Origin of the sequence: Flavobacterium ginsenosidimutans, assembly GCF_003254625.1 — a bacterium.
GTDB lineage: Bacteria > Bacteroidota > Bacteroidia > Flavobacteriales > Flavobacteriaceae > Flavobacterium > Flavobacterium ginsenosidimutans.
The window spans coordinates 61,922-83,015 of record NZ_QJRJ01000077.1 but is presented as its reverse complement, the minus strand read 5'-3'; the positions used below and the strand labels follow the sequence as shown (position 1 = coordinate 83,015).

17 protein-coding genes are annotated in these 21,094 nt (G+C 31.2%); 7 read left to right on the top strand and 10 right to left on the bottom strand.

The genetic code is table 11. The features are described from left to right. The first annotated feature begins 179 nt into the window (after positions 1–179). The 3 genes from DM444_RS12220 to DM444_RS12210 all read left to right on the top strand — a co-directional run bounded on the left by DM444_RS12220 (position 180) and on the right by DM444_RS12210 (position 3,659). Positions 180–863, top strand: a complete 684-nt coding sequence (locus tag DM444_RS12220) for a response regulator transcription factor (RefSeq protein ID WP_008465097.1) — start codon at positions 180–182, stop codon at positions 861–863. A 236-nt stretch (positions 864–1,099) separates the two neighbouring features. Then, positions 1,100–2,185: a sensor histidine kinase gene (locus tag DM444_RS12215; protein ID WP_111287019.1), complete on the top strand. Its 1,086-nt coding sequence runs from the start codon at positions 1,100–1,102 to the stop codon at positions 2,183–2,185. Positions 2,186–2,348: 163 nt separating this feature from the next. Then, complete coding sequence (locus tag DM444_RS12210; RefSeq protein WP_111287017.1) at positions 2,349–3,659, top strand: porin; 1,311 nt, start codon at positions 2,349–2,351, stop codon at positions 3,657–3,659. 157 nt (positions 3,660–3,816) lie between these two features. Here the strand turns inward: DM444_RS12210 and DM444_RS12205 are convergent, their stop codons facing one another. The 3 genes from DM444_RS12205 to DM444_RS12195 form a co-directional block, all read right to left on the bottom strand. Continuing rightward, on the bottom strand, positions 3,817–4,896 hold the full coding sequence (locus DM444_RS12205) for a glycosyltransferase (RefSeq protein WP_111287015.1): 1,080 nt from the start codon (positions 4,894–4,896) through the stop codon (positions 3,817–3,819). Between the two features lie 543 nt (positions 4,897–5,439). After that, entirely contained in the window at positions 5,440–6,036 is a 597-nt protein-coding gene (locus DM444_RS12200; RefSeq protein ID WP_204251681.1) for a hypothetical protein, read from the bottom strand. Positions 6,037–6,099: 63 nt separating this feature from the next. Beyond that, a complete protein-coding gene (locus tag DM444_RS12195) occupies positions 6,100–9,534 on the bottom strand; it encodes a hypothetical protein (protein ID WP_111287013.1) in 3,435 nt (1,144 codons plus the stop codon). 196 nt (positions 9,535–9,730) lie between these two features. Between DM444_RS12195 and DM444_RS12190 the strand changes: the two genes are divergently transcribed. From DM444_RS12190 to DM444_RS12180, 3 genes are all read left to right on the top strand, one after another. Beyond that, a complete protein-coding gene (locus DM444_RS12190) occupies positions 9,731–10,789 on the top strand; it encodes a helix-turn-helix domain-containing protein (RefSeq protein ID WP_111287011.1) in 1,059 nt (352 codons plus the stop codon). Between the two features lies 1 nt (position 10,790). Next, on the top strand, positions 10,791–11,846 hold the full coding sequence (locus tag DM444_RS12185) for a helix-turn-helix domain-containing protein (RefSeq protein WP_111287009.1): 1,056 nt from the start codon (positions 10,791–10,793) through the stop codon (positions 11,844–11,846). Between the two features lie 112 nt (positions 11,847–11,958). Beyond that, complete coding sequence (locus DM444_RS12180; RefSeq protein WP_111287007.1) at positions 11,959–14,358, top strand: TonB-dependent receptor domain-containing protein; 2,400 nt, start codon at positions 11,959–11,961, stop codon at positions 14,356–14,358. 6 nt (positions 14,359–14,364) lie between these two features. Here DM444_RS12180 and DM444_RS12175 read toward each other — a convergent pair whose 3' ends face one another. The 5 genes from DM444_RS12175 to DM444_RS12155 form a co-directional block, all read right to left on the bottom strand. After that, positions 14,365–16,521 carry a peptidase domain-containing ABC transporter gene (locus DM444_RS12175; protein ID WP_111287005.1) on the bottom strand — a complete coding sequence of 719 codons (2,157 nt, stop codon included), beginning with the start codon at positions 16,519–16,521 and terminating at the stop codon, positions 14,365–14,367. Beyond that, complete coding sequence (locus tag DM444_RS12170) at positions 16,521–17,042, bottom strand: TlpA family protein disulfide reductase (protein ID WP_111287003.1); 522 nt, start codon at positions 17,040–17,042, stop codon at positions 16,521–16,523. The genes DM444_RS12175 and DM444_RS12170 overlap by 1 nt, the downstream gene beginning before the upstream one ends. A gap of 164 nt (positions 17,043–17,206) precedes the next feature. Then, the gene (locus DM444_RS12165) at positions 17,207–17,848 is read right to left on the bottom strand and encodes a hypothetical protein (RefSeq protein ID WP_111287000.1); all 642 of its coding nucleotides are present in this window, start codon (positions 17,846–17,848) and stop codon (positions 17,207–17,209) included. Positions 17,849–17,978: 130 nt separating this feature from the next. Continuing rightward, on the bottom strand, positions 17,979–18,200 hold the full coding sequence (locus tag DM444_RS12160) for a hypothetical protein (protein ID WP_111286998.1): 222 nt from the start codon (positions 18,198–18,200) through the stop codon (positions 17,979–17,981). Between the two features lie 80 nt (positions 18,201–18,280). Beyond that, positions 18,281–18,508 (bottom strand): hypothetical protein, encoded by a 228-nt coding sequence (locus DM444_RS12155; protein WP_162614961.1) that lies wholly within the window; start codon positions 18,506–18,508, stop codon positions 18,281–18,283. A gap of 166 nt (positions 18,509–18,674) precedes the next feature. Here DM444_RS12155 and DM444_RS12150 point away from each other — a divergent pair, with 166 nt between their 5' ends. Then, positions 18,675–19,016 (top strand): helix-turn-helix domain-containing protein, encoded by a 342-nt coding sequence (locus tag DM444_RS12150; protein WP_162614960.1) that lies wholly within the window; start codon positions 18,675–18,677, stop codon positions 19,014–19,016. 65 nt (positions 19,017–19,081) lie between these two features. On the opposite strand, the gene DM444_RS12145 is transcribed toward DM444_RS12150, so the two are convergent. Together DM444_RS12145 and DM444_RS12140 are read right to left on the bottom strand one after the other, a co-directional pair. Beyond that, a complete protein-coding gene (locus tag DM444_RS12145) occupies positions 19,082–20,341 on the bottom strand; it encodes an aspartate kinase (protein WP_111286992.1) in 1,260 nt (419 codons plus the stop codon). Between the two features lie 107 nt (positions 20,342–20,448). Further along, positions 20,449–20,937, bottom strand: coding sequence for a GNAT family N-acetyltransferase (locus DM444_RS12140; protein WP_111286990.1), 489 nt, complete (start codon positions 20,935–20,937; stop codon positions 20,449–20,451). Positions 20,938–21,094: the final 157 nt, after the last annotated feature.

Sequence of the window (21,094 nt, the reverse complement as noted above, 5' to 3'; positions counted from 1 at the left end):
CCATGTTACCGACTTGTTATGTTTTTGTGTTGTTAAGATTATCAAATTGTTACGAGATTAAATTACGGTTAACACCATTTTTTAAAGGTTCTTTTATTAGTATATTTACCCTGTGAAATAAGAAATATCGAATATCTAATGAAAAAGTTTCGATATAAAAATCTCAATTTTTGCTATTTATGAAAAAAACACAAACTAAGATTTTATTAGTTGACGACGAACCAGATATCTTAGAAATCGTTGGCTATAACCTCGCTCAGGAAGGCTATCAGATTGTTACAGCTTCTAACGGAAAAGATGCTATAGCAAAAGCACAGAAAGAGCTGCCAGAACTAATCATTATGGACGTGATGATGGCAGAAATGGACGGAATGGAGGCTTGCGAGCATATTAGAAAAATTCCAGAATTAAATAATGTTATCATAACATTCCTTACAGCAAGAAGTGAAGATTATTCTCAAGTAGCTGGTTTTGACGCCGGTGCTGATGATTATATTACGAAGCCAATTAAACCAAAATTATTGGTCTCTAAAGTAAAGGCGCTGTTAAGAAGGTTAAAAGAACAAGAAGTTGTTACAGATACTCTAAATGTAGGTGGAATCGAGATTAACCGTGAGGAATACAAAATCATAAAAGGCAATGTAGAAATTGCTTTGCCAAGAAAAGAATTCGAATTATTTTATCTGTTGGCTTCAAAACCAGGAAAAGTTTTTAAAAGAGACGAAATCCTGGATAAAGTTTGGGGTAACGAAGTTGTGGTTGGAGGAAGAACAATCGATGTTCACATCAGAAAACTGCGCGAAAAAATAGGCGAAGATCTTTTTAAAACCATAAAAGGAGTAGGCTATAAATTTGAAGTTTAGATTTTTAAGATACTAATTTGCTAAGTGATTTTAGAATTTTGGTAAAGATTTAAACCCTTTCAAATTCTTTTAAAAATATTCAATACATTTAAACCATATAAGAATTGAAGCTGTACAATCTTCATTTTCTTATATGGTTTTTGAGTTATTCCTTTTTTGTTTTTTGATTTACTCAGAAGAAAACAGCTTAAAAACAAAATTTAATTTTCTTAATTTCTTAATGGTTCAATTTTTCAATGAAGATTAATTTTAAAAAAACATACAAATTTGCTATAAAATCGGCATTGTATATCAGTCTCTTTACAACAGGATTTGTACTGATGTTAATGTCATTATTTTATAAAAATCAATTAAAACACCAAGTTGCGTTTGGAATAATTTTCATTATCGCAATCTATATTTTCTCTTTTCTGGTTTTGCAATATCGTGTAGAACGTTTTATTTACCGAAGAGTGAAGAAAATTTACGATGAGGTTTCGTTGTTAGAATCAACAACATTAATCAATCAACCGATTAATACAGACATGGAAACGCTTTCGCGTGAAGTGAAAAAGTTTGCGACAGATAAAAAGCTCGAAATCGAAATGCTCGAAATTCGCGAACAATATAGAAGAGAATTTTTAGGAAACGTTTCACACGAACTAAAAACACCTTTATTTACTGTTCAAGGCTATGTCTCAACTTTGCTTGACGGGGCAATGGATGATAAAAATATCAGAAAAAAATATTTAAAACGTGCCGAAAAAGGAGTAGAGCGCCTTATTTATATAGTAGAAGATTTGGATATGATTACCAAATTAGAATCAGGCGATTTAGATTTAAATATGACTGATTTTGATATTGTCGAATTAATTCAGAATGTATTCGAACTGCTTGAAATGAAGGCCGATAAAAAGAAAATTAAACTAGCTTTTGAAAGTAAAAATGTTCAATCTGTAATAATTAGAGGAGATCAGGACAGAATTCAGCAAGTTTTAGAAAACCTGATTGTAAACTCTATTAAGTACGGAAAAGAAGGCGGTCTGACTGAAGTTGGCGTAGTAAACTTAACCAAGAAAAAAGTCTTAATACGTATTAGTGATAACGGAGAAGGTGTTGAAAAACAAAACATTCCAAGACTTTTTGAACGTTTTTACCGAGTGGATAAAAGCGGAACTCGTTCTGAAGGAGGTTCTGGTTTAGGATTAGCGATTGTAAAGCATATTATTGAAGCACATAAAGAGAAAGTTTATGTAGAAAGTGAGTTCGGAATTGGCTCTGAATTCTCTTTTACACTCGAAAAAGCAAATAAAGCAACAAAAATCGACGTTAAAAAATTGTAACGCCAGTTTTGCTGAAAGCCCTAAAACAAAGGTGTTTAACGATAAATAAACATTTCGATTTAGGTCATAACATTAAATTTTTATTATAGTAACATCTGGTTAATGATTTCTTAACATAGGTGCTCCATCTTTGCATCCTGAAATTAAGGGAATTACAGAACTAATGATAAAAAGAAAACTTTTAGCCGTTTTATTACTGCTAGCTTGTGCTGCCAATGCACAGGAAACAAATAAGCAAGAACTGAATAAACAGGATGTGAAAAACGAAGTAATGCGTATTTTAGATTCTATAAACAAAGCTAAACTTCCAGAGACAAAATCTGGAGGAGGAGTTGAAGAACATTGGTACGATAGAATCTCTCTTAGAGGTTATGCCCAAATCAGATATAATGGTTTGTTTTCTACAAATGATAAAGTTTCTTGTGAACAATGTGATAGATCTTGGGGAACAACTTCTACAGCTCCAGATGCACAAGCAAACAACGGACTTTTTATTCGCCGTGCACGTTTAGTGTTTTCTGGACAAGTGCATCCAAATGTATTCTTCTATTTTCAACCCGATTTTGCGAGCTCACCAGCAAGTGGAATTAATAATTTTGTGCAGATACGTGACTTGTATTTTGATCTTTCTTTTGATAAGAAAAAAGAATACCGCGTTCGTATTGGACAAAGTAAAATTCCGTACGGATTTGAAAATATGCAATCAAGTTCACAGCGTTTAACTTTAGATCGCGCCGATGCAATCAACTCTTCAATCTTAAATGAACGTGATTTAGGAATATTCTTTTACTGGGCTCCAGCCGAAATTAGACAGCGTTTTGAAATGTTAGTTAAAGACGGTTACAAAGGTTCTGGCGATTTTGGAGTTTTCGCTTTTGGGGTTTACAACGGCCAGATTGCGAATAAGTTAGACGGAAATAGAGATTTAAATGTTGTAGCGAGAGTTACTTATCCATTTGTTATTGGAAGCCAAATCATCGAACCAGGAATTCAGGCTTATACAGGAAAATGGGCTTTTACTGGAGAAGTTTCTTCAGGAGTAATTGTTAATGATCCTCAGTATGTAAAAGATCAGAGAGTTGGAGCAACTTTTGTATTATACCCAAGACCATTCGGAATCCAAACGGAATACAACATCGGAACTGGGCCTCGATACAATACGCTAACGAATACAATTGACCAAACTGATTTGAACGGAGGTTATGTTTTATTAAATTATAAATGGGATATTAAAAAACAACGTATTTATCCTTTCGCCAAATTTCAATATTATGACGGAGGTAAAAAATACGAAAAAGATGCAAGAAGTTACGTTGTTAGAGATTACGAATTTGGTATCGAATGGCAGCCAATTAAAGCATTCGAACTTACAGCAGAATACGTAGTAGCAGACAGAACTTTTGAAGATAGTGCGCTTCCAATTAACAGACAACAAGGAAATGTACTAAGATTGCAAGCACAGTTTAACTTCTAAAAAGACACAGATTAAACTGATTTTTATATAAAATTTGAATTGCCTCCAGCTTTAGTTGGAGGTTTTTTATTGTATAAATAAGGCTTTAGCCAAACTAGTTTAGTTAAAGCCTTATCATTTTGAAATGTATTGTTTGATCCGCTTTATCAGCGTGAAATTATGCTATTTTGTCTTCAAAAACCTTAAATAACGAATCCCAGTCAATGTTATTTTCAAATTGGGATAATCCTTTAAACGATTTTACTTTTGATAAATCTTCAATAGTAAAGTCGTCTTGCATTGCATAAGGCACAAGATTTTCTTCCTGAAGTTTTATCGCTAAATATTCTTGTTCGTATTGACCCGGTGTCGGAATAAAAAAAGCTTTCTTTCCCAATTTTGCCAAATCCATTACAGTAGTATAACCTGAACGGCAAAGAACAAATTCACTTTCGTTAAAAGTCTGTTCCAGCTGTTTGGAGTTCATGAAATTATAATAGGTTACATTTCCAACCTCTTTTTTGGTTTGTGTTTTTTCTACAACACCTTGAACAAAAACAACTTTTCCATGATAATTTGCTGTTTCTTTTTGTAATTTTTCATCTAAAAAAGTACGCTGAGGTTCAGGTCCAGACAATATAATCATCAGATCATATATTTTTGGAGTATCCTTTTTCTTCATACGACTCAACGGACCAATGTATTTCAAATTTAGTTCGTTGGATTTTAAATGACCTAAATCTCCTGTAAGATTTACTGTTTCGGCAGTATCAGGAACCCAGCATTCATTGTATTTTTTAATGAAATACTGATGACATTTACTTGTAAACCAAGTAGTATTTCCTGTCATAACATTCAATTGATGCGTCATGAAAACAGAAGGTACTTTTTTGCTAAAAACCCCCAATCTGTTATCTGAAATGATACCATCAATTCCATGTTTTTTGATCCAATTATTGATCATTTTTTTCTCATCCAAAATGGCCGTAATCATTTTAGGAAGATTTTTAATCAGTTTCCATTTAAAGTTTTTACCATTCTTTGCATATTCAATATGATAAGAAGGCAATTCTAAAGTTTGTATATAAGGAAATTCTTTTCGCAATAAAGCTAATGCAACTCCATCAGAAGCAATAATCGGAATGTAATTATTCTCTTGAAGCGCTTTGATAATAGGAATACATCGAGTAGCATGTCCAAGTCCCCAATTTAATGGAGCTACTAAAATAGTTTTATTCGCAGAATAATCTATGCTCATTTTTTAACACGTTTTAAAAACGAAGATAAAGAAATATGTTTTCTATGTTATTTCGAGGGCATTACTAAATTATTAACTCTATATTTTAAAAAACTCTTGGAATTTCAGGGGGTATATTAAAAAGGAATAAGTTTTTTCTAATAAGATTATCTCTATGTTAAGTGATTTTGAGTTTTTGAAATGACCTTAATAAGGAAATTTATAAGTTTAGCTACAATATATCAAGTAAGATTTGTCTGAAAAGAATAATTCAATTAACTGAATGCCAATATTTATAAAAAGATATTTTGCTAAAACCCCAGCGGGGTAAAATATTTATAGGATTTTAATAATACAAATGAAAAAGCTCCAGAGGAGCGACATATTTTTTCACAATTTTATGTCGCTCCTCTGGAGCTTTACATTCTTGATGGCGATTATTTTCTATAAATATTTCGCTTCCCTGAAGCTTACAAAAAGAAACAGCTGTCCTTTTGAGACAGCTTCTTTAAAGTTTCGTACTAAACTTAGCACCTCAGAACCTTAGTCCCTCAGTACCTTAGTTTAATCCTGAATATACGTTTTATTACCATTTTTATTAATGTAGTATTTACCGCCTCTTGGTCCAGTATACACTTTTTTACCATTGTATTCTCCAGTAACTTTATCTGGTACAGCTGGCGCTTTTTCGTTAGTTTCTTTTAAAGTCTTTGTAGCCGATTTTTTAGCAGCAGTTGCATCTTTCTTGGTAGCATCAGCTTTTGCTTTCGTTTTAGTAGCGTCAGCTTTTACGTCATCAGCTTTTGCGGTAGTTTTCTTTGCATCAGCTTTTGCTTTGTCTGCTGTTTTTTTAGCTTTGTCAGATTCTGCTGTTGCTTTTTTTGCTTCGCTTTTTGCCTTTGTAGCTTCTTTGTCAGCAGTTTTTTTTGCTGCGTCTGCAGATTCTTTTTTTGCTTTAGACGAAGCTGTTTTTGCGTCATCTGCTGCTTTTTTAGATTTCGTTGCTTCTTTTTTAGCATCTGCCGAAGCTTTGTCTGCGCTTGCTTTAGCTTTTTTTGCCGAAGTTTCTGTTTTGCTTTTCGCAGTTTTTGCAGTTGTTTCCTGAGCGTAAAAATTAGAAGAGAAAGCAACCATTAAACAGAACAATACTAATTTTTTCATAGGGTCATATGTTTAAATTTCAATTAAAATTAAACAATTTATTGTCATCTTTTTCGGAGCGCATTAAAAATATGCACGAAGTTGAACATTTCCTGTATGAATGGTTGATCCTGTTTCGCTTTTACGGCCTTGGTAATTTAAATTAACATCCAAAAAAGACGTAATGTTCTTTTGCAGAAGCAGTTTCCAAACCAAATTTGATCCAGCCTGAAGTCCTTCTAACATTTGAAAACCTACTGAAGAAAATTCGTTTCCGCTAAATTTATTTTCATAAAAAGAAAATTCTCCATTTATCGTTACTTTCTTTTCTCCCGCATAAGAAAAAGAAACCCCGATTCTGTTCTGATCTAAAGTTTCAAGATTCCCTATTTTGTTTTTCTTATTTTGAAGTTCATAAAAGAAATCCAATTTAGTGTTTTTTGAAAATAAATAACTGACTTTCGGTGCAATTTGCCATCCTTTTATATCATAATTTTTCTCCACAAAATCTTCTGAAACCAAATCAGTTTTTATGGTTTTGGTAAAGAAATTAAACAGCCAGCTTTTTTGATATAAATGGGTATATTGAATTTGATGCGAATAATTCTGTACATGCTGCGAACCAACAGAAAGCAGACTTTTTCCTTTATTTACCAAATAAGAATAAGTAACAGAATGTATTTGTTTGCCTCGATTGAAAAATAAGCTGTTTCTGAAACTCGAATTTAATCCTAAAATATTCTCTTCGGATGAATCAAACGGGTTAAGTTCTAGTTTTTCGCCTTCACTTTTTACCTTTCGATCCATTATAAAAGAAGTCTGATTATAAAAATAAGACAACAGTTTTTTGAAACCTTTTTCATTTTGCCATTGCAATGGATTCAAAGTTAAAGATTGCGAAAACTTATTTTGGTTCGTTTTAATGTAAACCTGATTCGGCAAAAAGACCCTTACATATCTTGCTTGATCTTGATAAACAGCAACTTCAAATTCTTCCAATTCCTGAATGCCGTTTCCATTATAATCGTTCCAAGTGTAAACTCCTTGTCCAGTTGGCACTTCAACGTATGTAAATTCTTGTTGCGCAATAGTTCCTGAACTGGTTTCGTAAGTTGTTCCAATCTGCATGAACTGATTAAAAAAGCGATCGTTGTATAAAACCCTGGAGTTTAACGAAGGTTCATTTTGTCTGGAAGTGTCCGTAAAATCAAGATTCCGATAGCTCGCGTAAACAGCTAAATCGGTCTTTTTGGTTTGAATTAATTTCGACTTTAAATAATACGTCTGAGAATTATTAACGTGTTGCAATAATCCGTTTTGTAAACTATCATTTCGTCTTTGCAGAAAACCAACTTCAACAAAAACTTTCGTACTATCGCCTCGTCCAGTAAATACACCATATTCTGAGAATCTTTGGCTTAAAGCCGAAAACTCATTGGTAACTTTATCTTTTTCCTGATTGTCTTCCAATTGAAAAGTCCCACCAACCCAATTTTTGCCAAAATGATATTTTGTTCTGGTTTGATTCCTAATGAATTTTGAAGTCGAAGCTGTGGCATCAGAATTCAAGAAACTTCCGTTGTTTTCTATTGTCCAATTTTTAATTTTAAACAAAGCATTTGTGGTATGTCTTGAACCAGAATAACTTTCGCTATAATCTAATTTCTCGAATTGATAGGTCAATAAACCAATATTAGCGTTTTTTTTCTGAGCGAATAAATCAAAATTTAAACCCGTTACCAAAAGACTTTGATTTCCTAAAAGTGTACCGGTTAAATTCCAATCGCGGTTAAATTCGATATTATACAAACGTTCAACCGATTGAAAATTCTCTTGTACAAATTGGTAATTCGCGAAAGCGTCCAAATTCCAACTTCTGGAAAAGAGCCTTTTTTTAAGATTGGTTTTAAAAGCAATTCCTGTATTATTTGCATCATCGATTCCAGAAAATAAGTTTTGATCATTATTGCTTACAGCCAATTCAAAATCTGCTAAAGTTTTTTCGTCTGGATTATATTTTCCTAAAAATGTCGCGACCTGAAGTTTAATCGGCGGAACAAGCTGTACAATTGGTTCGTAATTTCCTTGTAAAACGCCATTTATAGGTTCAACATATTGATAAATACGTTCAACAGAATTATTATTTTGAATGATATAATTTCCAGCATTTGCACCAACCAGACTAAATTTTACATTATATAAAACATCAGCCGAATTATTTGAATATTCATAAATTTCAACTGAATTGATAATTGTTTTCTTGTACAAAATTTTATTGTCGGCATAAGTATCTTCGTAAGCAGAAGGCGCTTTCATTAAATTTGTATCATCACCCGCCTGACTTAAAATCTCAACTTGTTCTGTAGAAAGATTTTGCTGTAAAGGCTGGTTTTTCATGTCGTTTTCAGAATAAATATAGCTGCCAAAACTCCATTTTTTACTCTCGTGCGTTGCGCCCGCGTAGGTAACCAGTCGGTTATAATTTCGTTCAGAATATTGATATTCAACATTAATACGCATTTCGGAAGTAATTGTAAAAAGCGAAGTAAAAACAATTTCTCCCGCATTATAATCAATAACATAATCGTTGTTTTCACCGCGTTTCAGCAAAACTCCATTTACATAAACACGTTCAGAACCCGAAATAACAAGCACATACAATTCGCCGTTTTGACCTTTTAATTTATACGGACCTTGATTTCCTTCTTGTCCAGTAAAAGTACTTTTGGCATATTGGCCTTTTACAAAAGCCACCGAAGCAAAAACATTGGTTTTACTTTTTTCATTGTCAAAATCAAAACTTGCAGAAAGCCCCTGAACCTTTTTATTGAAACTTAAAAATTGCGTTTTTCTATTTTCTAAAAAGACATCGCCGGCGCGAATGTTCCAATCATCGCTGAAAAGTTCCATGAAAATATTATCAAACTGATCCAATTTTTGGGAATAACCCCCATCCTGAAGCGGAATATTGCTATCCTGAAGTGAGGCTCTCAAACTAACTTTGTCTGAAATTTTTCCCGTAATTTGAAGATCTAAATTGGAGTTTAAAACTGTACTTTGATTATTCCCGACAGTAATTCCGCGAGTAATGCTTCCAGAAGTATTTAAACCATCAAAAGGAGCTGCTTTTTTAGCGTTGGCATTATTATCTATTCGATAGAGTTTTTCGGTTCCCACATCGCTGCTGACCATCTGATCTGCTTTGTAAAGGCTGTATTCTTTGGTTAAGAAATCGGGATATTGAAGATAATTGACAATTAAAGTATCAGAAACCGATTGGAATTTTTCATTAAAAAGTAAAAAGCCTTTTTGAAAATCAACTTTGTAAAAAGTCGAATCGATAGGTTCATTTTTGGTATTTAGAATCTGAAAAAATCCAGAGTTAATAGCAACTTTTTCCAATCGGATTGTATCTTTTGAAGCGATTACTTTTTTGGTTTTATACAGCGTTTCAGTGTCCTGAGCCTGAAGCACAGAAAAACAGAAGAAAACCGTCAAAAACAGTAATTTTTTCAACATAAACACTTTAACTCTAAAATGTCAAAAGTAGTATTTATAATCAAGAAATTACGACGCTTTTATTTATTGAAAAATGAAATGCTTTGGTGCTGATTGTCTGCTTTTTAAATTTTAGAATAAAAAATAATTGAAGTAGAATTCTCATAATTAGTAAATCTTTTTTTTAGCTTTGTTTTGGATATAACGAACTTACATTATGGATACTAGCAAAGAACTTTTATTCTTTTTTAGTGCTTTAGGAGCTTTCAACGGAATTATTCTCGGAGTTTATTTCTTCTTTTTTACCAAGAAAAGGCATCTGACGAATTATTTTCTGGGTGCGCTTTTGTTTGCACTAAGTATCCGAATTGGGAAATCTGTATTTGTTTATTTTCATCCCGAATTGCCAAAAATGTATCTCCAGTTTGGGCTTACAGCTTGTTTTTTCATTGGACCTTGTTTATATTATTTCGTAAAATCTGCAGTCGATGAAGTTCAGATAATGCCTAAATCTTGGAAGTTTATATTGGCATTTTGGGGAACTTTAATTGTAGCAGTCGGCGTTTTATATCCGTACGAAGTATATCCAGAACTTTGGGGAGGTTATTTTATAAGAATCATTTATTTTCAATGGTTTATTTATATTGTATTTGCTGGTTTTGAACTTCGCAATGTTTTGAAAAAAATCCTGAGCAGAAAAGAAAAAGCTACTCCAGCCGAAATGTGGTTCTCGATGCTCTATTTTGGAACTTTTCTCTTATTTCTATTTTATTTTTTAGCGATTATGGGAGCGTCCGGTGCAACTTATATAAGTGGCGCGGTTGTTTTTTCGTTCATTTTATATTTAGGAATTTCAATTCTTTTGTACCGAAAAAAGACAGACGATTTATTTTTATTGAACGGGAAGATTTCTAATAAAAAAATAGATTCGGCAGAAGCAAAAATATGGTCTGAAAAGTTAGAAAATGCGATGTATGATAAAGGATTATACAAAAATCCAAATTTGACACTTCAAGATTTATCGCAGGAAATCAATATTTCGAGCCATCAATTGTCGCAACTTTTAAATAATAATTTAGGAAAGAATTTTACCAGTTTTGTAAATGAATTTAGAATTAATGAAGCTTGTAAAATTATCACTTCAAATGATAAATTGACTCTAGAATCTGTTGGCTACGATGTTGGTTTTAATTCCAAATCAACTTTTTTCGCGGCATTCAAAAAACATACAGGAACAACGCCTCTCAATTACCAAATTCAGGCTTTACAATCATAATATGAATATTGGAAAAGAAATATTGTTCTTTTTTGGTGCTTTAGGCGCTTTCAACGGATTTATTTTAAGTCTCTATTTTTTCTTCTTCACAAAGAAAAAATACTTGACCAATTATTTTTTGGGTGCAATGCTGTTCGCATTATGCACAAGAATTGTGGTAACCGTTTTTGTGTATTTTAATCTAGATTTACCTAAAATTTATCTTCAAATTGGTCTTTCAGCTTGTTTGTTAATTGGGCCATTTCTATATTATACTTTAAAATCAGGAATGGAGAAATTTAATGTTAGTGCAGTAAAATGGAAATTGCATTTGATAAGTTGGTTTATCGCAATTGTATTAATCGGGCTGTTATTTCCTTATGAAAAATATCCTGTTTTATGGAACGATTATTTTGTAGCTGCCGTTTTCTTTCAATGGTTTACATATAGTTTTATTTCTGGTTTTGAAAGCAGATTTGTACTTCAAAAAATAATTAAGGATTATCAAAATTCAAGTCCGTCAGAAAAATGGTTTGGCGCAATTTTCCTAGGAAATGCTTTGGTTTTTCTGTCTTATTTTCTCGGGTTTTCTCGGGTGCCTTTTGTTTCTTGCATAATTGGAGCAATTGCTTTTACTTTTATTTTATACCTGATTATTCTAGTTCTTCTGCACAGAAAACAAACGAATGATTTATTTGTGATTAATGTTCAAAAAGAGAAAAAATTAAACAAAAAAGAAGTCGAAATTTTATCTCAAAAACTGAAAAAGATAATGTTTGAAAAAGCATTATATAAAAATCCGAATTTAAGTTTAAGTGATTTGTCTCAGGAAATTAATATCTCAAGCCATAAATTATCACAGTTTCTAAATAATAATCTAGGAAAGAATTTTACCAGCTTTGTAAATGAATTTCGAATTGATGAAGCCTGCGAAATAATTACTTCAAATGATAAACAGACTCTAGAATCTGTTGGTTACGATGTTGGATTCAATTCCAAGTCAACATTCTTTGCGGCATTCAAAAAACACACAGGAACAACACCTCTTAATTACCAAATTCAGGCTTTACAATCTTAAAATGGAGTGTGAATTTATAAATCCGTACTCCTGATTTCGCTTTCGACGACCTTGTAACGCAATTAAGAACTGACTTTTGTTTCATCAAAGTCAAACTTAATCGCTAAATTTTATGAGGTTTTTAATTCTAATTTTCCTTTACATTTATTGTTTTCTTCTAAATTTAACAGAATCTAAAGCACAATCAATTCAGAAAATTTCTGGAAAAGTCATCAATTCAAATAACGAATTGATGATGGGGACAGCTTCTATATTATCTATTAAAGATTCAACGATAATAAAATATCAGGATTTTTTAGATGGCGCTTTTCAGATTTCAGATATTAATCAGAAAGAAGTTTTGGTAAAATTAACTTCAACTGAATTTGCTGATCGTTATTTGCGTATCAGTTTTGATGGAAAAGAAAATGTAGATTTAGGAGCAATTATCGTAGCAGAAAATCAAAATAAATTGAATGAAGTCGTGGTAAAAAGCCAAGCTTCATTATTAAAATATGGCGCAAACGGAAATATAGATGTCAATGTAAACGGAACCGTTTTGGCTACAAGCAGTTCGGTAAACGAATTATTGTCAAGAGTTCCAAATGTTGTGGTGGCTGATGGAGAAATCAGCGTTCTCGGAAAAGGCGAGGCAATTATTTATCTCAACGGGATTTTAATCAATTACGAACGATTTGCGGCAATTCCAGTTTCGCAGATTCAGAAAATCGAAGTCATTTCTAATCCATCTTCCAAATATGATGCTGAAGGAAAAGCAGTAATCAATATTATTACCAAACAAAATATCGAAAGCGGTATTATGGGAACTGCCAATCAGCATGTATCGGTTTCTAAATTTGGCGGAACGAGTTATAATACGCTTCTTGATTTTAGTTATTCTAAAGGAAAATTCTCTTTTATCACCAATTATGGTTTGCAATTGGGCAGAAATCGTGAATTATTGTACACCACAAGAACGCGCCCAAATCCTGAGGAATACATGAAATCTGAATTGACAACTGATTGGAAAAGAAGATTTAATAATTATTCTAATTTCGGAATTGGACTTCAATATAGTTTTTCTCCTGACAATTATATTTCCCTTGCTTACAGCGGAAATGTTAATGATTTAGGAGGAATTACAGAAAGCAGAAATACTATAACTAATAATTCGGGAAGTAGTTTTTATGCCACAGATGTTGATCGAAATGATGTTTTGCTGAATCAGTTTGTCAATTTAAATTATAATATGAAAACCGATGAAAAAGGTTCAGCATTGTTTATTGGGTCGCAATATTCCAATTACAATCAGACAATTGGAGATTTTATTGAAGAAAATAGTTTTGTCGACGAAACCGATGATAAAAGATATTTAAAAAATAATGTCGGAAGCCGAATTAATATTATTGCAATTCAAGCTGATTATTCGAAGAAAATAAATGAAACGACAAAACTGGAAATAGGAGCGAAGTTCAGTCACGCCACCATAAAATCAGGAACGGATTTCCTGATTGCCGATCCCGAAGATATGGATTTTGAATTGGACGATGAACTTTCGAGTGATTTTGAATACAATGAAAAAATCGCCGCAGTTTATTTTAATTATATCCAAGAATTGAGCGAAAAAATCAATTTTTCGCTTGGCGCAAGAGCAGAGAAAACAAGTTATAATTTATTTACAAATGCCAATGGAACTCAGAAATTCGAAAAATCATACGGCAATTTTTTCCCAAACGTACTTTTAAATTTTAATCTTTCAGAAGATTGGAAAGGTCATTTTTCGTATGTTTCGAGAATATCGAGACCAAGGTATCAGGCTTTAAATCCGTATGTGATTTACCAAGATCCATTTACTACAATAGAAGGAAATCCGAACTTGCTTCCAGAAAAAACACACGCTTTTGAAATTGGCACGATGTATAAAAAGTTTGATTTTAAAATTGGATACACTTATAAGATTGATCCAATTTCTGCGGCAGCTTTGCGTGGAGATACGCCAAACAGTTATATTTTAAGAGCTTTAAATCTCGAAAAAGGGCATACATTTTTTACTTCGATTTCAAGATCTTTCAACCTCAAATGGTGGAATTCTACGAATTCAATGAGTGTGACTTGGCAGAAATCTGTCGACAATTTTTATGCATTTGAGTTTAGTCCAGTAAAACCACAATTTTATTTGTATTCGAATAATACATTTACGATTCCAAAGCTTTTTAAATTGCAGCTTTTGGCTTGGTATTTAAGTGATAGAAGTTATGGTTTAGGAAGCGATAACAGCCGTTCGACAGTAACTTTAGGAATTGAAAGAAACTTTTTCAGAGATGCTTTAAAACTCAATTTTTCAGCTAATGATATTTTTCACAAGTTTATGGTTTCGGGAGATTACAATGTTGGACAAACCCAAATTTATTATCACCGAACTTATACGAGTAATTATTTTAAATTGATCGCAACCTACAATTTTGGAAATTCGAAAAAGACCACTTATAAAAAAGCAGAAATTGAACAGTCGGAAAATAATAGGGCGAGGTAAGTCTATTTAAACCGTTTCGTACCAATATTGACTGTAAAAATTCGCTGTTTCCATTAATTCTTGATGACTACCAGATTCTGTTATGGTTTTATTTTCTAAAATATAAATATGGTCTGCTAAATTTTTTAAAGTATGTAAACGATGAGAAATAAACAATATTGCACAATCTGTTTTTATCTTTTGCAGTAATTGCATTGTAAAGTTCTCAGTATTTCTATCCATTGCAGAAGTTGCCTCATCAAGAATTAGAAACTTTGGTTTTTTGTACAAAGCTCTAGCAAGAGCAATAATTTGTTTTTGTCCTCCACTTAAATTGATTCCTTCTTCTCCAACGATTGTCATTAAGCCTTGAGGTAATTGATTAATGTAAAATTGAAATCCATATTCTTGAATAAAATTTAACATGTTTTCGGGAGTACTTTCAGTCCCAAGAAGAATATTATCAATGACATTTCCGTTAAATATTGTAATTTCTTGAGGGATTACGGCTAATAGATTTCTATAACTTTTTAGATCAATTTCAAGTAGGTTATGCTTATTGTTTATGATTATATTTCCATTTTCGAATGAATAAAAACGTTGTAAAATTTGCCCTATTGTGCTTTTTCCACATCCGCTTTCACCGACAATGGTAATAAATTTTCCTTTTTCAATTTCAATATTTATATTATGAAAAAGTTCGCTTCTTCCTCTAAATCTAAAAGAGAGATTTTGAATTGAAATAGATTCAATTTTAGAAATTTTTAAACCTTCTTCTTTTTCTTTTTCCATTGAGGCGAATTCATACATTCTGTCAAATGCAATTTTTGCTTCATTTATTGGAATTGAAATTAAAGCTAAACTAGCGATTGAGGGAAGTAATGAACTGGAAATTCCTAAAATTGCCATTAATTCTCCAATTTTTATTTCATGATTAAAAACTTGAAAAGAGGTATAAATCAAAATTCCAATAATAAATACCACACTTGCCAAACCAGACTGCCATGACAAAGTCATGTTGACTTTTCCTAGATTAAATATTTTTTCCTGATAATTGGCAAAAATATTTTCGTTCAATTGGTTGAAGATATTCTGTTTGTTGTCATTTTTAATGGTAGCAATGCCTTGAATTGTACTAATAAAATTACTTTCATTAATAGCAGAACTTTGCATCATTTCTTTTTGAGAATGCATGATGTTTTTGTTATGTCTGTAAATTATAAAAAAATAAAACGGTAGACTCAAAAGGCATATTAAACCAAGTTTCCAAGAATACGTGATTAGAAAAACACATGAAATTATAACCGCTAAAATGTCTACAATTAATGTATTTGCTAAGATTTTAACAACATTTTGCACTCGTTGTGTATCATTTAATCTTGCAACAAGTTCACCTGTTTTTCTGGTATCAAAAAATGATTTTGGAAGGTTTAGTAAGGCTGAGAAAAAAGTATTGTTTATTCTATTATTAAAATCTTTGGTTTGTTGAATTGCAAAATATTGCCTCAAATAAGAAATTCCCACACGTGCAAAAAGTAAAATAGTCAGAAGAGTGATTCCTGAAATGAGTTTGGAAATATTATTTGAGGGTAATATATCGTCAATAAGTTTTTGTGAAAAGATTGCCATTGCCATACCTAAACCTGATATAAAAACACCAAGGAGTACAGAAATCCAAATTAATTTATAGTCTTTTTTTAAAATATCTAAAAACCATTTTTGCTGATCTTTTTTTTCTCTTTTTTCGGTCTTAAAATTTTCATTTGGTTCTAAGGTTAAACAAGATTTTGAAACCCAAATTTTTTCTAATTCATTTTTTACTAGATTATATATTCCTTTGGATGGATCTCCAATCAAAAAACCTTGTTTTTCACTGTAACCATAACAAACAACATAATGTTGTAATTGATTATCGAATAAAGTATGTAAAATTACAGGCTGTTTATGATTAATTAAATTCTGAATATCAGTTTCACATCCATCTGATGTAAAGCCTAAGTTATTTGCAGCTTGATATAGACCTAGTAAGGTTGTTCCTTGTTTTGTTGTACCACTTAATTCTCTGATTTTTTCTAAGGAACTATTACCATTATAAAATTTAATTATGGATAATAAACATGCCACACCACAATCTGATTGATCAAGTTGTAATGTATGAGTTTTTTGGATGTGCTTTAAATTCATTATTCAGCATTCAGTTTTTTAATCAAAATTTCTGGTTTTGTTTGTCCTTTTATTTTTTCAATAAGTTGATGATTTTTATCGTACAAAATTATACTAGGAATTGAATTCACATCAAAAGTGTTAGCGAAAGTAACTTTACTATCACAAAGAAAATGAACATTATCATAATTAGTTAATTGATGGTTTTGAGCGAAATTTTTAATTTGTTGGTTCTTTTCAGATGAAATAAAGATGATTTGAACACTCACAAATTTCTTTATATTTTGATGTATCATTTGAGCTTCTTCCTTGCAATATTCACATTCTGTATTGAAGTAAACAAAAATAGCTGGAGTTTCTGTCTTTAAATTTTCATTGGTAAAAATTCCTCCTTTTATATTTTGATAAGAAAATTTAGGAATCGTTTTAATGTTTTGTTGAACTTCTTTTTTATAATTTATTTTGGAGAGTATTTGATAGCCTAGAAAAAGAAAAGTGCTTACAAATAATAAGATAAAAATGCTTTTAAGTGATTTTCTCATTTTTCTTAATTTTCCTTCAATAAGGTTATAATAATTAGTAAGATCATTGAAACGATCCCTGATAAGGCATGAAGTAAATTAGTGTCATAAAAAAGTATCTGATTATGTAAATTATAATCATGATGCAGGATAATACGAAAAAAACTTTTTTAAGTTTTGACATTTTAACTGTAATTAAGTGTAAAAAACATTACTGTTGCTACCCATAAAAACAAAGCAGGGACATAACTTATTCCAACTATTTTTAGACCATAATCAGCATTTGTATTGGTTAATTTGCCAATTTGAAAACTTAAGTAAATGATGTAGAAAAACTCAAAAAAATTTAAGACTTGAAATGGATAAATAAACCATGTTTCTAAATCTTTATAACCCGTAATATTAAGGGCTGAGAGTGGATAGAAATATTGAATATCATTTAAATCATAATTCGTTTGGAAGAAGTAAAACCATATAATTTTAAAAACGGGTACTAACAAAAAAATAAATTCTGCTTTTATAGTTGCATCCCACAATTGATTATACTTTGTTTCTTTTGATAATAAAAACATTCCAACATATAAAATTAGAGAGATTACAGAAGTCTTAATTAAGATTAATAAAGGAATGTATAAATAAGTTAACCAATGCCATTTATCTTGAAATTCTATAAAGTTATTTACTTCTCTTTGCGTTAAAAGATCAGACATAAAATGTTGAAGTAATTGGTTTATATTTAATAGATCGTTTGTTATTTTATTAATAAATACAAATGCTACAGCTAGAATTATAAACTTAAAAAGGGATCTGTATTTTTTTTTTTGCATTAGAGATTTTGAAATTATGGGTGTTTTTTACTGACATAAAAACAAACGTTAAGTATATTTTTTTGTAGAGAGCATTATCTTTTAAAGGATAATGCTCTTCTATTTGCTATCATTAGATTAGTTTTTGTTTCTAACTCTTAGTTTCTAACTTTTCTTTGTTTTTTTTTTTAAGAGCATTTATGTATCCTATAAAAATTGCGATTGAGGATAAAAATGGTCCTATCGAATATCTGAAATCTGAAAATTTTAAATCATCAAAATTTTTTCTTTCAAATAACCAACTTAAGGTTAAACCTAAATAAAATAAGGAAATCACAAGTAAAATGAACAGTACACTTTTGTTAATTTTCATGATTTTTGAAGTTTAATTGAAATTACTGTTTTTTAGTAATTTATTTTTGCTTTTCGTGTTTTTAACTGTTAGTTTGATTTTTAACGACAACTTGCCCCCCACTGAGCAGAAGCATATATGAAGCCAGCTGCACCAATTCCTGCTCCTACAACAGAAGCACCTCCAGCTACTAGACCTGCAAATCCTATTACTAGACCAACAGATGCCCCTGCACAGCTTGTTAAAAAGCTACCACCACCTCCATGTGTTGCATCGTATTGATTTGCATCTTTTAATTGCACATTAGCTCCTCCTATCAAAGTTTCCATTTGATTTAATTCTAATTTTTTCATAATAACTAAAAATTTATTGAATAATATTTTTCAAATTTAGTTGGAGTTGTTAGAAACTCTTAGTCGAAAATCGATTTTTTAAAATCTAAATTCGAATAATTGTAAAATAATTCTTATGTTTATATTTGTAAAAATGTTAAATATGAATATAATTGTAGGAAATAAACTTAAAAAACTTCGTCAAGCAAAAAACATGTCACAAGAAGAAATAGCAGATTATCTAAATATTTCGCAGTCTGCTTATGCTAGAATGGAAAGAGGAGAGAGTACTTCTTGGGCAACTCATTTTAATAAAATCTGCGCTCTTTTTGAAATTAAACCTGAGATTCTAGTAAGTAAAAATGAAGAGGAATTTAAAAATTACGAGAAGGAATCAGATTCTGTAGAAATTGTAAATCAATTATCAGAAAAAATAATTGAACAATATGAAGCACGCATAAAAGAATTGAAGAAAACGATTAAAAATTTAAAAAGAAAAGAATAAAAAAAGGCTCCATCAATTAAGATGAAACCTTTTATAATGAATTGAAATAATTAACGCTTAGAAAATTAATTTAATTCTTTAGTTACAATCTGCATGGTTTCACGGCTAACTTGTTTCAATAAAACTTCTTTATTAGCTTCAACTGTCTGAGCAGCTTCTTCTGTAAAGTGACGGATTGTATATAAAGTTACATTTTCGCTGTATTCTACTTTGAATTTTTTAGAAAGAATCGCATTCAATTCTGAGAAATTTCCAAATTTATCTTCCACGCAAACAGAAAAACTAATTGCAGAGTTCTGAATCAAGTTTACTTTGATTTTAAATTCGTGGAATAATCCGAAAATCTCACTGATGTTTTCTTCCATAATGAAAGAGAAATCAATTGAAGAAAGAGAGATTAAAAGCTGTTCTCTTTTTACGATAAAACATGGATATTGTGGTTCTAAATCAACACCTTTAGAAACGCAAGTTCCTTTCAACAAAGGATTCACGAATGATTTTACATATAAAGGAATTTCTTTTTTCTGTAAAGGCTGTAATGTTTTTGGGTGAATAACAGTTGCACCGTAAAATGCTAATTCGATCGCTTCACGATATGAAATTTGGTTTAACAAACTTGCATTTTCAAAATAACGCGGATCGGCATTCATAACTCCAGGAACGTCTTTCCAGATCGTTACACTTTCAGCATTTAAGCAATAAGCAAAAATTCCTGCAGTATAATCAGAACCTTCACGGCCTAAAGTTGTGGTAAAGTTATTTTCGTCAGCACCTAAAAATCCTTGTGTGATATTTAGCTGTTTTCTCGGAACATTTTTACTGATATTTTGTTGAGTCGTTTCCCAATCAACTTCTGCATCTCTGTAATTTGCATTCGTTTTAATGAAGTTACGAACATCAAGCCATTGCGTTTGAATTCCCATGAAATTCATAAAATGACTTAAAATATTAGTCGAAATCAACTCTCCAAAACTTACAACTTGATCGTAAACGAAGTTGTAATTTGGAGATTTATTATGAGCTAAAAAGTATTCCAATTCAGTAAATTGTGCATTTACAGCTGCAAAAACTTCATGATTTTCGTCTTCAAACAAATCCAATAAGATTTGATTGTGATATTTTTTAATTTCCTGAACGGAAGAATTTAATTCTGTCGATTTTTCAAAGTAATTCTTGATTACAACTTCAAGAGCATTTGTTGTTTTTCCCATAGCCGAAACCACAAGAATTACGTCTTCATAACCTACTTTTTGTAAAACGTCGTATACGTTTTTAATTCCATCTGCATCTTTCACCGACGCACCACCAAATTTAAATACTCTCATTTTTAATTTTAGATTTTTTAGATTTTAGATTTTAGATTTGAGGAAATCTAGTATTTTTTGATTTTTTGTCACTCCCAATAACTATCGGGAGTAGCAAAACTATATTTTTATAATTTTTCTAAGAACGAATTAAGTCCTGTTTCATCCATTTGAACAACTTGCCAGTCTTCCAGAATTCTTGCGCCAGAATTCTTATAGAAATTTACTGCCGGAGTATTCCATGCCAAAACATTCCATTCCACTCTTCTAACATTGTCTTTTTTACCTTGTTTCATGATTTCAGCATAAAGTGCAGAGCCCAAACCTGTCCCACGCATCTTTTCTTTTACAATTAAATCTTCAAGATGAATTGTCTTTCCTTTCCAAGTAGAATAGCGGTAATAGTACAAAGCTATTCCAACAATTTCTTTTTGTTTTTCTTCGTTTTCAATCTCTGCCACAAAAACGTGAAATAATGGTTTTTCGCCAAAACCGTCCCGCACTAAATCTTCCTCCGTAATAACGACTGCTTCAGGTTCTTTTTCGAATATAGCCAGCTCCTGAATAAGCCCCAGCACCGATTTCATGTCTTCAGGATTTCCTTTTCTAATATTCATGTATTCGTATTTTTAAGTATTTATTATCTAAAAAAGCAACGTTTTAAAGGTTGCTTTTTGAAGATTATTAGCAAATATACAATAGTAACAAACTAACAAAATAATTTTTAAATCATTCTCACAAAATAGACGATATTTGTGACTTAAAAATAAAACT

Coding starts and splice junctions, on each gene's coding strand:
- DM444_RS12220 (WP_008465097.1), top strand. CDS start 180: ATGAAAAAAACACAAACTAAGATTTTATTAGTTGACGACGAACCAGAT.
- DM444_RS12215 (WP_111287019.1), top strand. CDS start 1,100: ATGAAGATTAATTTTAAAAAAACATACAAATTTGCTATAAAATCGGCA.
- DM444_RS12210 (WP_111287017.1), top strand. CDS start 2,349: ATGATAAAAAGAAAACTTTTAGCCGTTTTATTACTGCTAGCTTGTGCT.
- DM444_RS12205 (WP_111287015.1), bottom strand. CDS start 4,896: ATGAGCATAGATTATTCTGCGAATAAAACTATTTTAGTAGCTCCATTA.
- DM444_RS12200 (WP_204251681.1), bottom strand. CDS start 6,036: ATGAAAAAATTAGTATTGTTCTGTTTAATGGTTGCTTTCTCTTCTAAT.
- DM444_RS12195 (WP_111287013.1), bottom strand. CDS start 9,534: ATGTTGAAAAAATTACTGTTTTTGACGGTTTTCTTCTGTTTTTCTGTG.
- DM444_RS12190 (WP_111287011.1), top strand. CDS start 9,731: ATGGATACTAGCAAAGAACTTTTATTCTTTTTTAGTGCTTTAGGAGCT.
- DM444_RS12185 (WP_111287009.1), top strand. CDS start 10,791: ATGAATATTGGAAAAGAAATATTGTTCTTTTTTGGTGCTTTAGGCGCT.
- DM444_RS12180 (WP_111287007.1), top strand. CDS start 11,959: ATGAGGTTTTTAATTCTAATTTTCCTTTACATTTATTGTTTTCTTCTA.
- DM444_RS12175 (WP_111287005.1), bottom strand. CDS start 16,521: ATGAATTTAAAGCACATCCAAAAAACTCATACATTACAACTTGATCAA.
- DM444_RS12170 (WP_111287003.1), bottom strand. CDS start 17,042: ATGAGAAAATCACTTAAAAGCATTTTTATCTTATTATTTGTAAGCACT.
- DM444_RS12165 (WP_111287000.1), bottom strand. CDS start 17,848: ATGCAAAAAAAAAAATACAGATCCCTTTTTAAGTTTATAATTCTAGCT.
- DM444_RS12160 (WP_111286998.1), bottom strand. CDS start 18,200: ATGAAAATTAACAAAAGTGTACTGTTCATTTTACTTGTGATTTCCTTA.
- DM444_RS12155 (WP_162614961.1), bottom strand. CDS start 18,508: ATGGAAACTTTGATAGGAGGAGCTAATGTGCAATTAAAAGATGCAAAT.
- DM444_RS12150 (WP_162614960.1), top strand. CDS start 18,675: ATGAATATAATTGTAGGAAATAAACTTAAAAAACTTCGTCAAGCAAAA.
- DM444_RS12145 (WP_111286992.1), bottom strand. CDS start 20,341: ATGAGAGTATTTAAATTTGGTGGTGCGTCGGTGAAAGATGCAGATGGA.
- DM444_RS12140 (WP_111286990.1), bottom strand. CDS start 20,937: ATGAATATTAGAAAAGGAAATCCTGAAGACATGAAATCGGTGCTGGGG.